We start from the raw sequence: 13,594 nt of genomic DNA on the forward strand, positions 1-13,594 counted from the left end.
GTCAGATCACCTCGAGGTCGGCGGTGAGTGCGCCGGCCTGCTTGAGGGCTTCCAGGATGGCAATCAGGTCGCCCGGTGCCGCGCCGACTTCGTTGACCGCGCGGACGATCTCATCCAGGGTCGCACCGCCATCGAAGCGGAACATGCGGCTGCCTTCATTGCTGGCGGTGATGGTGGACTGTGGCGTGACCACCGTCTGCCCGCCACCAAAGGCATTGGGTTGACTGACCTGGGCCGATTCGCTGACGGTCACCGTCAAGGAACCGTGCGAGATCGCTGCCGGGCTGACCCGCACCTGCGAGCCGATCACAACAGTGCCGGTCCGCGAATTGACGACGATGCGTGCCGGTGCCGCGCCTGGCGACAGCTCGACGTTCTCGATGCGTGCGAGCATGCCGATGCGGGCGCCCGGGTCGGTGGGTGTCTGCACCGCAACGGTGCCACCATCAACCGCGCGCGCGGCGCCCTCGCCGAAGGTGGCGTTGAGCGCGCTGACCATCCGCGAGACGGTGGTGAAATCGCTCTGGTGCAGGTTCAAGGTGATGTCGCCGCCAGCGGAGAAAACATCCGGCAGGGCGCGTTCGACGGTTGCCCCGTTGGGGATGCGGCCTGCGCTGGGAATATTGACCGACATGCGCGAGCCATCCTTGCCCTGGGCACCGAAGCCGCCGACCACCAGATTGCCCTGGGCGATGGCATAGACCTGACCGTCTATGCCTTTGAGCGGTGCCATCAGCAAGGCACCGCCACGCAGCGACACCGCATTGCCGATCGAGGACACGGTGATGTCGATGGTCTGGCCGGGTTTGGCGAACGGTGGCAGCTCGGCGTGGATCGCGACGGCGGCAACGTTCTTCAACTGCGGGTTTACATTGGCCGGAACATTGACGCCCAGCTCACCGAGCAGGTTCTTCAGGCTCTGCACGGTGAAAGGTGCCTGGCTGGTGCGGTCGCCGCTGCCATCCAGGCCGACGACCAGGCCGTAACCGACCAGCGCATTGCCACGCACGCCGCCGACCTGGGCCAGGTCCTTGATCCGCTCGGCGTGGGCGGGCAGGGCAGTGGCCAGTGCCAGTACTGCCAGGGCGAGATTGCGCATGCAGGAAAAAGTGTTCATCACGGTGCTCAGAACAGCGCAAGCGCGGAGTTGAAGAAACGGCCCAGCCAGCCCATTGCATTGGACTGGGCTACCGCGCCGCGACCGCCATAGGCGATACGCGCATCGGCAACCCTGCTGGAGGAAATGGTGTTGTCCGGAGCGATATCCGCCGCGCGTACCACGCCCTGGATCTGCACCAGCTCATCGCCTTGGTTCAAGCGCAGGTTCTTCTGACCCTGCACAACCAGGTTGCCGTTGGGCAGGCGCTGGATCACGGTGACGGTCACGCTGCCCTGCAGGCGATTGCTCTGCGCGCTGTTGCCCTTGCCGGCAAAGTCGCGCTCAGCTGCGGCCGAGGCGCCAAGGATGTCCTTGCCGCCCAGCGTGACCGGTGCGCCGAACAGTGTCGGCGTACCGACATCGACGTTGGACTTCTTGCTGATCGCGGTGCTGGCGGTGGTGGTGGCCATGGTGTTTTCGACCAAGGTGATCGTCAACAGGTCACCGACGTCACGCGCGCGCCTGTCGCCGTACAGATTCAAGCCCGGGCCCGCCGCGTAGATCGCACCGGCGGTGGGTGCTGCGGCCTGCACCACGATGGGCTGGACTGGTGCCATCGGCGCGTAGGGGCGCACGTCGCCAGCCAGCGTGCAGCCGCCGATCAAGGCAGCGCACAGGGCGATGGAAAGTTGGCGCAGGAGTGGGGTGCTGCTCATGACGGTATCCCTTGGCGACCAATCAGACGTTGTTGTTGAGGTAGCCGAGCATCGAGTCGGTGGTGGAAATGGCCTTGGCGTTCATTTCGTAGGCGCGCTGGGTTTCGATCATCGATACCAGTTCTTCGACCACGTTGACGTTGCTGCCTTCCAGCGCGCCCTGCACCACGGTGCCCAGGCCGTTGAGGCCGGGCGTGCCGTTCTGCGCGGGGCCTGATGCGGTGGTTTCCAGGTACAGGTTTTCGCCCTTGGCTTGCAGGCCGGCCGGGTTGATGAAATCAGTGAGCGTCAACGAACCGATTTCCACCGAGGCGGCTTCGCCGGCCATCTTCACGCTGATGGTGCCGTCGGTACCGATGGTCATCGACTGCGCGCCTTCCGGGATCTGGATGCCAGGCTGCACCGGATAGCCGCTGTTGGTTACCAGTTCGCCCTGGGCATTAATCTGGAAACTGCCGTCGCGGGTATAGGCGGAGCTGCCGTCGGGCATCATCACTTCAAAGAAGCCGCGGCCGTTGGCCATCACATCCAGGGCGCGACCGGTCTGTTGCTGGCTGCCCTGTTCAAAATGCTTGGAGGTGGCAACCACGCGCACACCGGTACCCAGCTGCAGGCCGGTCGGCAACTGCGTCTGTGCCGAGGACGAACCGCCTGGCTGACGCACCTGCTGATACAACAGATCCTCGAAGCTGGCGCGGTCGCGCTTGAATCCGGTGGTATTGGTGTTGGCCAGGTTGTTGGAGACAACCGACATGCGTGTCTGCTGTGCATCCAAGCCGGTCTTGGCGACCCACAATGCCTGATTCATGATGCGATTCCTTGGTAACTGATGCCGGCCGGTTGGCCCTTGCCTGTGTCAATGCATGGGCCGTGCCAAAAGTGGTGTCGAAATATCGGCGGTGTTCGCGGGCTGCCTTGGTGACGTGCGAGTGGCGCCAAACTCATGACGCCGGACACGACTGCATCGGCCTGGGCTGAACAGGGCGGGCACGGGAAAGGGAGGAACCGAAGTGAGGATGCTGGCAGCGGGGAACGCACCGCTGTGTGTTGCATCGCGCGCCGCGCAGTCGTGCAGGCGCGCGCTATGTACGCGCGACGGGTGGTTCTATCAGCCGTTCAGGCGCAGCAGGCTGTTGGCGCTGCGTGCGTTCTCGTCGCCATGCTTGATGACCTTCACCTGCATTTCGAACTGGCGCTGCAGCTGGATCATCTGCACCAGCGCGCCGGCTGCGTCGACGTTGCTGGATTCGAGCATGCCGCTGTCCAGTGCCTTGCCTTGGCGCTGCGCGAAAGGCTGCTGGGGATCGGTATTGCGCATCAAGCCATCAAGCCGGCGCTCCAGTTGCTCGTTGGGTGCATCGACCACGCGCAGGCGGCCAATCATCGCCATCGTCTGCGGACCTTCGCCCAGCGGGATGATCGACAAGGTGCCATCGTGGCCGATCTCCATCGCCTGGTGCGGTGGTACCGCGATCGGATTGCCGTTGTCATCGAGTACGGCATTGCCTTCGGCGGTGAGCAGTTGCCCGTTCGGCGTCAGCGACAAGGCGCCGCTGCGGGTATAGGCCTCGCTGCCGTCGCTGGATTGCACCGCCAGCCAGCTGCCCGGCTGCAGGGAAAGGTCCAATGCATTGCCGGTGATCTGCTGGGCGCCGACGCGGCGGTTGAAGCCGGCATCCACGTGTAACGCATCCACGCGTGACGGATAGCCCGGGCCCTGGATGCGGAAGGCTTCCGTATTGGCCAGTGCTTCCTTGAAGCCCGGGGTATCCGAATTGGCCAGGTTGTGCGACACGGTGGCCTGCGCCTGCAGCGAGGCACGGGCGCCGGTCATGGCAACGTAGAGGGCTTTGTCCATAAGGCGTGGGTTCGGAAGTGAAGAGGGGTTGAAGCGCAGGGAGCGGGGCGGAGCAACCCGCCGCGCGGCACCTGCGGGCGCGCGACGTCGGTGCAGTGTCGTGCATAAACCGGGGCGCGATCGGTTGGAGGGCTGGTCACTGGCCAGCCATGCACCGTCGCGCCCGACTGGCTTACCTGATGTTGATGATGGTCTGGGTGATCTGGTCCTGGGTGGACACCATCTGCGAATTGGCCTGGAAATTACGCTGGGCCACGATCATGTTGACCAGCTGCTCGGTCAGATCCACCGTTGATGCTTCCAGCGAGCCGGCCTGGATCTGGCCAAGATCCGAGGTGTCCGGTGCGCCGGTACGCGGGTTGCCGGATGAGAAGGTCTCAACCCACAGATTGTTACCGTGGTTCTGCAAACCCTGTGGGTTGTTGAAGGTGGTCAATGCCACCTGGCCCAGCGGTTTGTCATCGCCATTGGAATAACGCGCATACACCACGCCTTCCTCGGAAATGCTGATCTCATTGAGTTTGCCGGCGGCGTAGCCATCCTGGCGGGTGTCGCGCATCGCGAACTTTTCGCCGTACTGGGTGGCACCTGCAACGTTCAAGGTCAGGTTGACCACGCCAGCGCCGGTGCTCGGGGTGAACGGCGCCAGGGTGATGTCGCCGTTTGCCGGGTTGGTCAAGGCACCGGCGTTGGAGAACTGCAGCGTCGAAGGGCCGCCGGCTGGCTGGCCGTCGATGTAGTTACGTACTTCCCATTCGTTGGCATTGGCCGTCTTCACGAAGTACGAAGTCTGGGTGTGGCTGACACCCAACGAGTCGTACACGGTGATGCCACCGGTGGAGTGGTTGTAGGTGTTGGAGTCGGTGGGATCGAACGGCGCCACCGTCGGCTCGGGCGCGTTGCCCGGCAGGGTGAAGGCCATGTTGACCAGCGTGCTCTGCTTGGGCGGGCTGTCGGTGGTAAGCAACTGCAGATCGGTCAGCTGGCCGTCGAAGCGGGTGCCGTCGGCGCTGGGGGCGAACACCTGCAGGCGTGCGCCCTGCGGGTTCACCACATAACCGTTGTTGTCGGTCTGGAAGTTGCCGGCACGCGAATACACGCGCGAACCGTTCATGTTCATGGTGAAGAAGCCTTCGCCGGCCACGGCCAGATCCAGGCTGCGCCCGGTCTGGTTGATGTTGCCCTGCGAGAACTGCTGCGCCACATTGCTCAGCCGCGCGCCGGAACCAATCGCGTTACGCGACAGGCCATAGCTGGTGGCATTGAACAGATCGGCGAACTCGGCGCGCGATTCCTTGAAGCCGGTGGTGTTGACGTTGGCGATGTTGTTGGCGGTGACATTCAGGTCAGCGTTGGCCGCATTGATGCCTGACAGTGAGACGTTGAAGCCCATGGCGATACTCCTGGGAAATCGAAGAGGGGGCTCAGCTGACGCGGAGCACGTAGTCGAGCGGGGCAGTGCCCAGCCCCTTGAGATTCAGGTACAGGCCGTCGGTTCCCACCGTCACGCTTTCCACTTCTGCCTGCACATAGGTGTTGAGCTTGCTCTGTGCGCCGGCGCTGTCGGTATGGGTTGCGGTGACGGTATAGCTGCCCGCGGGCAGGCGTTTGCCATCGGCGTTGGTGCCATCCCACTGGAAGGCGACCTCGCCCGCGGCGTCGGCCGGCACGCTCAGCTGATTGACCTTCAGGCCGTTGGCGTCGGTGATGTCGACGGTGACGAAGCCGGCGGAGGGTGCCGCGACAGTGCCGCTGGCGCCGCCTTCGGCTTCCAGCGCGACCTTGGTTGAAGGCACCATCACTTCGTGGCCCACCAGGGCCGCACCACGCAGCACCTGATCGCTGGCCATGGACTGCTGGAAGCCCTTCACCGAGGTGTTCAGATCGGTGATGCCCTGCACGGTGGACAGCTGCGCCATCTGCGCGACCATCTGGCTGTTGTCCATTGGTTTGGTCGGGTCCTGGTGCTGCAGCTGGGTGGTCATCAGCTTCAGGAAGTCGGCCTGATCAAGCGCGCTTTTGTCCTTGGTTTTTGTGGCGCTGTTCGGGGCAGTAAGCCCGAGCGAGCTGTAGAGATCGGAGTTGACGCTGGTGCTCATATCGGCAGATTCCTGGGGGAGGGGGCTCAGCGGCCCATGGTCAGCGTGGCCAAGGCAAGCTCTTTGGCCGTGCTGAGCATTTCCACACCGGCCTGGTAATTGCGCGAAGTGGAGATGAGGTTGACCATCTGCGCCACCGGATCGACGTCGGGCGAATACACGTAGCCCTCGCCATCGGCCAGCGGATGATTGGGTTCGTAACGTTTGATCGGCGGCGCGTCACTCTGCGCTATCTCCTTGACCTGCACGCCGGTAAGATTCGGATCGGTACGGCTGGTGACGGCCTGGAAGATCGGCTCCAACGGCTTGTAGACCGCCTGCGGCGAACCGGCGATGGAATCGGCGTTGGACAGGTTGGAGGCGATGGTGCTCATGCGCACCGACTGCGCCTGCAAGGCGGAACCGGCAATATCGAAGATGGGGAGGTTGCTCATGGCGCGTTTCCTTATTGACCGGTGATCGCGGTGAGCATGGTCTTCACCTTTGACTCGACGAAGCTCAGCGAAGCGCGGTATTCCAGCGCGGCGCGGCCATAGGCGGCGCGTTCGGTGTCCGGATCAACGGTATTGCCGTCCAGGCTGGGCTGCGCACCCTCGCGCAGTATCTGGAACGGATTCAGCCCGGCGCTGCCGCCGATGGCGTAGTGCTGCTCGGCAGTGGTGTTGAGCAGGCCATTGCCGCTGCTGGCACCCTGTGCATTGCGCAGGGCGGCGTCAAAATCCAGGTCGCGGGCCTTGTAACCCGGCGTGTCGGCATTGCTCAGATTGCTGGCGATCAGCTTCATGCGCTGCTCGCGCAACGGCATCGCCTGCGCGTGGATGCCTAGGTAGTCGGAAAACAGGTTGGCCATGTGGAAGCTCCCACGGAACGTTGCCGGGGAAGCTGCAAAACCTGTGCCAGAACCGAAGGGGATGCCGGGGGTAGGCCGGGCTGTGACCGTTGTAGGAGCGGCGTAAGCCGCGAAGCCGGCAGTCCATCAGCCCGCAGAGAGCCAACCCCTCCCCAACCCTCCCCTTGGCCTACGGCCAAAGGGAGGGAGCAGTGGCGTAGTGCCGAGCCATGCTCGGCAGGGGCTTGCCGCAAAGACCCACAAGGTCCCCGCATCAAACAAACCCCAGCTCAAATCAACCTTAGGCGTACTGCGTCTCAGCAACATGCCGCAGCCGCTGCAGCACGAAATCGGCCAGCTCGTGCGGGCTGTACTTGGCCACGAAGGCATTGGCGCCCACCCGTTCCACCATGGCGTTGTTGAATACGCCCGACAGTGAGGTGTGCAGCAGCACGTAAAGGCCGGCCAACCCCGGGTGGCGGCGGATTTCCGTCGTCAGGGTATAGCCGTCCATGGCCGGCATCTCGATGTCGGAGATGACCATGGCGTAGCGTTCGGCCGGATTTTCTCCCGCCGCGTGGATCTGCAGCAGGTGCTCCAGCGCCTGCTTGCCATCGGAAAGCAGGGTGGCGGTGACGCCCAGCTGATCCAGCACGCTGCGGATCTGCTGCCGCGCCACGCGTGAGTCATCCACCACCAGTACCTGCATCGGCGGGGCGTCGGCGGGTAGCGCCATGGAGGGATCCAGCACCGCTTCACTGCGGACCTGGGCGATATCGGCCAGCACGCTTTCGACGTCGATCACCTGGATCAACTCGCCCTGGAAGCGGGTAACGGCGGTCAGGTATGTCGATTCGGCGCCCAGTTCCGGCGGTGGATGAATGTCTTCCACTGCGATATTGACGATGCGCTCAACCCCGCTGACCAGAAAACCCTGCACCGAGCGGTTGAACTCGGTCACCACTAGGTAGCCGGGCGCGGTATCGGCCTCGGGCTCGCGCTCGGGGTGGCCGATGGCCAAGCCAAGGTCCAGCACCGGCACCGAGCGCCCGCGCACATCGGCCACGCCGGCAAACTGGCTGGGCAGTCCCGGCACCTGGAACAGCGCAGGGCGGCGCAGCACTTCCTGCACCTTGAAGACGTTCACGCCAAAAAGCTGACGGCCGCCCAGGCGGAACAGCAGCAGAGCAAGGCGGTTATGGCCGGCCAGCCGGGTGCGCTGGTCAATTCGGTTGAGCAGGTCTTGTGACATGGATGCTGTATCGGCGGCAGGGGGCGACAACTTGAGCGTTGGTGGCCAGTGGCAATGGCACGGCACTTGCAACAACTCCCGCGAACCTTTTCATGGACCGGGTGGCTGCCGCTGATGCGCTTACTCCTTACCCTCTGCCTGTTGCTGCCTTTGTCGGCCTGGGCCTCGGCCTTCCAGCCCGTGGAGTCGATTCGTGCGGCCGCATTGGCCACGCTGGGTGCCGGCGAGAGCGGCGAGGCGCAGGTGGATGCCAACCTGCGCATGCCGGCCTGCGCGCAGCCGTTGCAGGCCAAGGCCACGGCCAACACCACGGTGGAGGTGGCTTGCCCGCAGGCCGGGGGCTGGCGGCTGTTCGTCCCGGTCAAGGTGCGCCGGGAGCAGCAGGTGCTGGTGTTGGCCCGCGGCGTGGCGGCTGGAGAAGTGCTGGGTGCTGCCGATATAAGCAGTGTCACGCGCGACACCGCGCGGCTGTCCGGCGCGGTACTGCTCAAGCCGGAGGCCGCGGTGGGGCGGGTGGCGCGGCGCGCCCTGAGTGCCGGCAGCCTGCTCTCTGCGACTGATCTGGTGGCGCCGCGTACCGTCCGCCGAGGCGATAATGTGGCGCTGGTTTCACGCCGGGGCGGGGTGGAAGTCCGCATGGCCGGGCGGGCGCTGGGCGACGCAGGCGAGGGCGAGCGGGTCTCGGTCGAGAACCTGTCTTCACGCCGGGTAATGCAAGGTACCGCCACCCCGGACGGGGATGTGCTTGTAAGTCGATAAATCGCTAAAGATCCGCCCGGCACTGCCGTTATCGTTTTTGAACCGAATCAGGACTCCATCACATGAGCCAGAAAATCGACGGTGGTATTGCAGCCGCAGCGCAGCTGCGCAGCGTGGCGATCAACACCAAGGTGGCCGCCGCAGGCGACGCCAAGCCCAAGCCGGTCGAGGCTGCCGACAGCGTGCGCCTGACCGGCGAAGCTACCCAGTTGCAGGCCGTGCAGCGTGAGCTCAGTGCTGCCCCGGCGGTTGATCAGGCCCGCGTGCAAGCGGTGCGTGAGGCGCTGGAAAACGGCAGCTACAAGATCAATCCGGATGCCATCGCCACCCGCATGCTGGGCCTGGACCAGCAGTTGCAGGGATGAACCTGAGCATGGGCGACCCGTTGCAGCGCTTGAGTGAAGCGTTGGACCGCGAGCAGCGCGCCTTGGCCGAGCACGACGTGCCAGCGCTGGTGGCTGCCACCGGCAGGAAGCTGGATGCCCTGCGCGAGCTGGAGCGGCAGCCGCCGCTGCACCAGGCCGAGCGGCTGAAAGAGCTGGCCGAACGCAACCATGCCAACGGGGTATTGCTGGCGCGCCGGCGTCGCGAGGTCAACTGGGCGCTGCGCCAGCTTGGCCGCAGCGAGAACGCCCCTTCGTACGATGCCAAGGGCCAGGCCCAGACGGTGCATGCGCGGCGGCCGCTGGCCATTGCCTGATCGATGGAAAACGCGGCACCCGTGCCGCGTTCGGATGCACGCATCCGGCTATAGTGGCGGTCCGTTCCCACGTTGTATCGGCCGCCGTGACCCAGATCGACAGCTCCATTCTCACGTCCACCCCCTCATCCGCCACGTTGCGGGCGCTGGGCGAACGGGTCCAGCAGGGCATGTTGATATTCAACGGTAAATTCGAGGTCAGCGTCGCCAACGGGCTCGTGCGCGAGCTGTTCGGCGTTGACGCTGCCGGCAGCCTGGGCCTTGGCCACCAGTTGGAAGCCCTGCTGCCGCCGTTCGCGCTGTCGCAGGCACGCGAGACCGGTAGCTGGATCGGCAGCCTGCCGGTCGGCGAACGGCTTATCACCCTGCATCTGCATCAACACAGCAGCGCGGGTGAAGAGGCTTTTCTGGCCCTGTTCCAGCATGTGAACGGCCCGGAGGATTACGAGCGCGAGCTGCAGCAGCGCCATGCCGAATTGCGGCAGGCCTACCTGCGCTTGAACGGCACCCAGGAAAAGCTGCTGCAGTCGGAGAAGATGGCCTCCATCGGTCAGCTTGCCGCCGGCGTGGCGCACGAAATCAACAATCCCATCGGCTACGTCCACTCCAACCTGGGCAGCCTGCAGGAGTATCTGCGCAGCCTGTTCACCGTGATCGAAGCCTATGAGCGCGCCTTGCGCGCGCCCGATCCGAAGGCGTTGATCCCTGAGATCGACGATATCCGCGACCGCCTGGACATCGATTTCATCAGCCGCGACCTGCCGCAGCTGATGGCCGAATCACGCGAAGGCATCGAGCGGGTTACCCGCATCGTGCGCGATCTGAAGGATTTCTCGTATTCCGGGCGTGACGAGTCATGGAAGCTGGTCGACCTGCATGCCGGTCTGGAATCGACCATTAACATCATCTGGAACGAGCTCAAGTACAAGGTCACGCTGGAGCGCCGTTACGGCGAGTTGCCGATGATCGAATGCCTTCCGTCGGAGTTGAACCAGGTCTATATGAACCTGCTGCTCAATGCCGGCCATGCAATCGCCGATCGCGGCAATATCGTGGTCAGCACCGGTGTCAGCGGCGATGAAGTCTGGGTCGAGTTCAAGGACAACGGCTCAGGTATTTCGCCGGAATTGCGCCAGCGTATCTTCGATCCGTTTTTCACCACCAAGCCGGTGGGCAGCGGCACCGGGCTGGGCCTGTCGATCTCCTACGGCATCATCAACAAGCATCACGGCCGCATCGACCTGGAAAGCACGGTCGGCGAAGGCTCCTGCTTCCGCATCGTGCTGCCAACCCGGCAGCCCAAATAAGCCTCCAGCCTTGTGGGAGCGTCGTCAGCCGCGAAGCTGGCGCCGTGTCCGTGGATACGGCGTCTGCAATTTCAAAGGCCCTTTGGGCGGTTCTGCTGCTGTACCGGAATTTGCGGACTGCAGCATCACTGGCTTCGCGGCTTACGCCGCTCCCACACCTGCAGCATCAGCGGCTTCGCGGCTTACGCCGCTCCCACAAATACTGGCCGGATGCTGCTTTATGCCTGTGAAGCACCCACACCCTGTTTTTCATCATGGGTACGGAAGGCCTGGCGGATATGTTCGCGCAGGTCGTCGTCGTTCCATGGCTTGGTCAGGAAACGGTAGATGGCGCCGCGGTTGATCGCGTCGGTGACGGTATTGAGGTCGGTATATCCGGACAGCACCAGTCGGATGGTGTCCGGGTAGAGCATCTTCACCCGGCCCAGGAACTCGGTGCCACTCATGTCGCTCATGCGCTGATCGGACAGGATCACCTGCACGTCATTGATGGCCAGCAGGTCGAATGCATCACGCACATTGCCCGCCGCCAGGATGCGGTAGCCGTCACGGCGGAACAGGCGCACCAGCGAGCGCAGCACGTTTTCCTCGTCATCGAGCAGCAGCAAGGTGCGGTCAGGCCGGGTTTCGGCGAATGCCTCCGGGCGCAGGTAGCGGCGACGCAAGGTCATGCCGGCGGCATCGGTCGACATCGGTTCGCCAAATAGGTAGCCCTGGAACACATCGCAGTCATTGCGGCGCAGGAAGCCGAGTTGCGCCTGCGATTCCACGCCGTTGGCAATGACCGTCATGCCGAGCTGGTGGCCCATGGCGATGATGGCGCGGCTGATCGCCGCCTCACGGTTGGCGGCCGGCGCACTCTTGATGAAGCTGCGATCGATCTTGAGTTTGTCCACCGGGTAGCGGACCAGCGCGCTCAGGCTGGAGTCGCCGGTGCCGAAGTTGTCCAGGCACAGGCTGATGCCTTCGTTGCGCAGGTTGGCCAGCGTTTCATGCACGAAGTTGACGTTGTTGGTCAGCGCGCTTTCGTTGATCTCCAGCGTCAGCATGCGCGCCGGCACGCCGATGGACTGCAGCAGCGCCATCACTTCGGTGAAGAAGTTCGGCCGCAGCAGCTGCAGGGTCGAGACATTGACCGCAACGTTGAAGTCTTCGAAGCCCTGGTCACGCCACACCTTGGCCTGGCGCAGGGTCATTTCTAGTACCCAGGCGCCGATCTGCACGATGATGCCCAGGCGCTCGGCGGTGCGCATGAAGCGCTCGGGCACCAACATGCCGAGGGTAGGGGACTGCCAGCGCAGCAGCGCTTCCATGCCCATCACATGGCCATCGCGGGCGCTGACCAGCGGCTGGTAGCGCAGGCGCAGCTCGCCGTTGTCGATGGCATCCACCAGTTGGCGCGAGATGATGCTTTCGCTGTGCGCGCTGCTGGGCTTGTGCAGCACGTGCACATGCACCGCGTTGCCGCCTTCGCGGCCAGCCTGGTGCAGCGCATCTTCCGCCAGATCCAGCACGCCGGTGGCGGTATTGGAATGCTCAGGGCACAGGCCCACGCCGATCTTGGCGGTCAGGAACAGGGTGTAGGGCAGTACCGACAGCGGCAGCTCGATCTGCTGGCGCACCTGCTCGGCGAAATCTTCCGGTGACGGGGTCTGGCTGGTGCGCGGTACGGCTATCAGGAACTCGTCGCTGCCGTGGCGCCACAGCCTGCCACGGTCGCCGATGAAGCCGCGCAGGCGCTCGGCAATCAATACCAGGGCCTGGTCGCCGACCTCGGCGCTCATGTTCTCGTTGACCGAGGCGAAGTGGTCGATGTCCAGGTGCAGCAGCATCATCGAGGTGCCACTGCGGTTGGCCGCTTCCACCAGCACAGCCAGTTCCGGGTTGCCGGCGCCGAGGCGGGCCGGTCGCGCGTCGGCGCGGTCACCGGCAGAGGCAGGGCTGGCAGTCCACATCGGGCGGGTTCCTTGGGGCATCACGGTGTGCTTACCGCATAGGGTAGGCGCAGATCGATCCGGGTGCCTGCACCCGGTGCGGTTTCAATATGCAGGCTGCCGCCGGCGCTCTGTGCACGTTCGCGCATCACGATCATGCCCAGCCCACGCGGGCCGGCCGGATCAAAGCCTTCGCCATCGTCCACCACCTGCAGGTGCAGGTCGCCCTGGCTGCTGTCATGCAGCGACAGCGATACCTGGCTTGCACAGGCGTGCCGCAGCGCGTTGGTCAGGCTTTCCTGGGCAATACGGAAACAGGCCTGTTCCACTTCGTTGCTGGGCCGTCGCGGCAAGGCGCTCACGTCCAGCAGCAGTTCCACGTCGGTGGAACGGAACAGCAGGCCGGCCTGCCAGCGCAGCGCTGCTTCCAGGCCCAGAGCGTCGAGCTGGGGTGGACGCAGCAGCATCGACAGGTTGCGCAGCTTGATCACGGTGGTGTCGGCCAGCTCGATGATCTGGTCGATGTCATCCTGCCGGCGTGGCGTGTTGTCTTCATCGCGGGCCGCGCAGGCGGCCAGCTTCATTGCGGTGATGGCCTGGCCGATGTCGTCGTGCAGGTCACGGGAAATCGAGCGGCGCTCGTCTTCCTGCAACGAGAACAGGCGCCCGGCCATGGCCTGCAGTTCGCCATTGCTGGCGGCCAGTGCGGCGCGGCCATGCTCCAGCTCGCTGAGGTCGCGGATCACGAACAGCTGGCAGGCGCGGCCTGCGTGGTGGAGCTGCTGGGTGATGACCACGGCATGGAACGGCTCGCCGCCGGTCCGGCACAGTTGCACGGGCAACTCGCCGTTGTTCGCGGGGGGCGTGTGGGCGCTCAGATTTGTCAGCAGCTGTGCGGCAGTGTCGGTGTGACCATCGCCTATGCCCAGGATGCTGCTGGCAGCGGGGTTGGCATAAAGAACCGTGTTGCCGTCGGCCACCATCACGCCATCGGGCAAAACGGCCGCAAGCTGTTCAAATTCGCGCGGCATCCCATGGGCC

At 64.4% G+C, this 13,594-nt stretch carries 14 protein-coding genes and 1 pseudogene; 4 read left to right on the forward strand and 11 right to left on the reverse strand.

Annotation, left to right across the window (positions count from 1 at the left end):
• Window position 1: 1 nt before the first annotated feature.
• The 9 genes from BCV67_RS18985 to BCV67_RS19025 all read right to left on the reverse strand — a co-directional run bounded on the left by BCV67_RS18985 (window position 2) and on the right by BCV67_RS19025 (window position 7,853).
• Window positions 2–1,117 carry a flagellar basal body P-ring protein FlgI gene (locus BCV67_RS18985; protein WP_062167567.1) on the reverse strand — a complete coding sequence of 372 codons (1,116 nt, stop codon included), beginning with the start codon at window positions 1,115–1,117 and terminating at the stop codon, window positions 2–4.
• An 8-nt stretch (window positions 1,118–1,125) separates the two neighbouring features.
• Complete coding sequence (gene flgH, locus BCV67_RS18990; protein WP_062167565.1) at window positions 1,126–1,815, reverse strand: flagellar basal body L-ring protein FlgH; 690 nt, start codon at window positions 1,813–1,815, stop codon at window positions 1,126–1,128.
• Window positions 1,816–1,837: 22 nt separating this feature from the next.
• Entirely contained in the window at window positions 1,838–2,623 is a 786-nt protein-coding gene (flgG, locus tag BCV67_RS18995) for a flagellar basal-body rod protein FlgG (RefSeq protein WP_057628083.1), read from the reverse strand.
• A gap of 300 nt (window positions 2,624–2,923) precedes the next feature.
• Window positions 2,924–3,673 (reverse strand): flagellar basal body rod protein FlgF, encoded by a 750-nt coding sequence (locus tag BCV67_RS19000; RefSeq protein WP_062167563.1) that lies wholly within the window; start codon window positions 3,671–3,673, stop codon window positions 2,924–2,926.
• A 172-nt stretch (window positions 3,674–3,845) separates the two neighbouring features.
• Entirely contained in the window at window positions 3,846–5,066 is a 1,221-nt protein-coding gene (gene flgE, locus BCV67_RS19005) for a flagellar hook protein FlgE (protein ID WP_062167561.1), read from the reverse strand.
• A 31-nt stretch (window positions 5,067–5,097) separates the two neighbouring features.
• Window positions 5,098–5,772, reverse strand: coding sequence for a flagellar hook capping FlgD N-terminal domain-containing protein (locus tag BCV67_RS19010; protein WP_062167558.1), 675 nt, complete (start codon window positions 5,770–5,772; stop codon window positions 5,098–5,100).
• 26 nt (window positions 5,773–5,798) lie between these two features.
• Window positions 5,799–6,206, reverse strand: coding sequence for a flagellar basal body rod protein FlgC (flgC, locus tag BCV67_RS19015; protein ID WP_057628076.1), 408 nt, complete (start codon window positions 6,204–6,206; stop codon window positions 5,799–5,801).
• An 11-nt stretch (window positions 6,207–6,217) separates the two neighbouring features.
• A complete protein-coding gene (gene flgB, locus BCV67_RS19020) occupies window positions 6,218–6,622 on the reverse strand; it encodes a flagellar basal body rod protein FlgB (RefSeq protein WP_062167556.1) in 405 nt (134 codons plus the stop codon).
• Window positions 6,623–6,902: 280 nt separating this feature from the next.
• The gene (locus tag BCV67_RS19025; protein ID WP_062167554.1) at window positions 6,903–7,853 is read right to left on the reverse strand and encodes a chemotaxis protein; all 951 of its coding nucleotides are present in this window, start codon (window positions 7,851–7,853) and stop codon (window positions 6,903–6,905) included.
• Window positions 7,854–7,967: 114 nt separating this feature from the next.
• Here BCV67_RS19025 and flgA point away from each other — a divergent pair, with 114 nt between their 5' ends.
• The 4 genes from flgA to BCV67_RS19045 all read left to right on the forward strand — a co-directional run bounded on the left by flgA (window position 7,968) and on the right by BCV67_RS19045 (window position 10,619).
• On the forward strand, window positions 7,968–8,612 hold the full coding sequence (gene flgA, locus BCV67_RS19030; RefSeq protein WP_062167552.1) for a flagellar basal body P-ring formation chaperone FlgA: 645 nt from the start codon (window positions 7,968–7,970) through the stop codon (window positions 8,610–8,612).
• Between the two features lie 62 nt (window positions 8,613–8,674).
• Window positions 8,675–8,977 carry a flagellar biosynthesis anti-sigma factor FlgM gene (flgM, locus tag BCV67_RS19035; protein ID WP_062167550.1) on the forward strand — a complete coding sequence of 101 codons (303 nt, stop codon included), beginning with the start codon at window positions 8,675–8,677 and terminating at the stop codon, window positions 8,975–8,977.
• Window positions 8,974–9,312, forward strand: coding sequence for a flagella protein (locus BCV67_RS19040; RefSeq protein WP_062167548.1), 339 nt, complete (start codon window positions 8,974–8,976; stop codon window positions 9,310–9,312). The genes flgM and BCV67_RS19040 overlap by 4 nt, the downstream gene beginning before the upstream one ends.
• Window positions 9,313–9,398: 86 nt before the next feature.
• Window positions 9,399–10,619, forward strand: a complete 1,221-nt coding sequence (locus tag BCV67_RS19045) for a sensor histidine kinase (protein ID WP_062171545.1) — start codon at window positions 9,399–9,401, stop codon at window positions 10,617–10,619.
• 218 nt (window positions 10,620–10,837) lie between these two features.
• On the opposite strand, the gene BCV67_RS19050 is transcribed toward BCV67_RS19045, so the two are convergent.
• Both BCV67_RS19050 and BCV67_RS19055 read right to left on the reverse strand, forming a co-directional pair.
• Window positions 10,838–12,574, reverse strand: a complete 1,737-nt coding sequence (locus BCV67_RS19050) for an EAL domain-containing protein (RefSeq protein WP_062167546.1) — start codon at window positions 12,572–12,574, stop codon at window positions 10,838–10,840.
• Window positions 12,575–12,594: 20 nt separating this feature from the next.
• Window positions 12,595–13,575: pseudogene (locus tag BCV67_RS19055) on the reverse strand (ATP-binding protein); the annotation flags it as partial.
• Window positions 13,576–13,594: the final 19 nt, after the last annotated feature.

It is taken from the genome of Stenotrophomonas nitritireducens, assembly GCF_001700965.1.
GTDB classification, from domain to species: domain Bacteria; phylum Pseudomonadota; class Gammaproteobacteria; order Xanthomonadales; family Xanthomonadaceae; genus Stenotrophomonas; species Stenotrophomonas nitritireducens_A.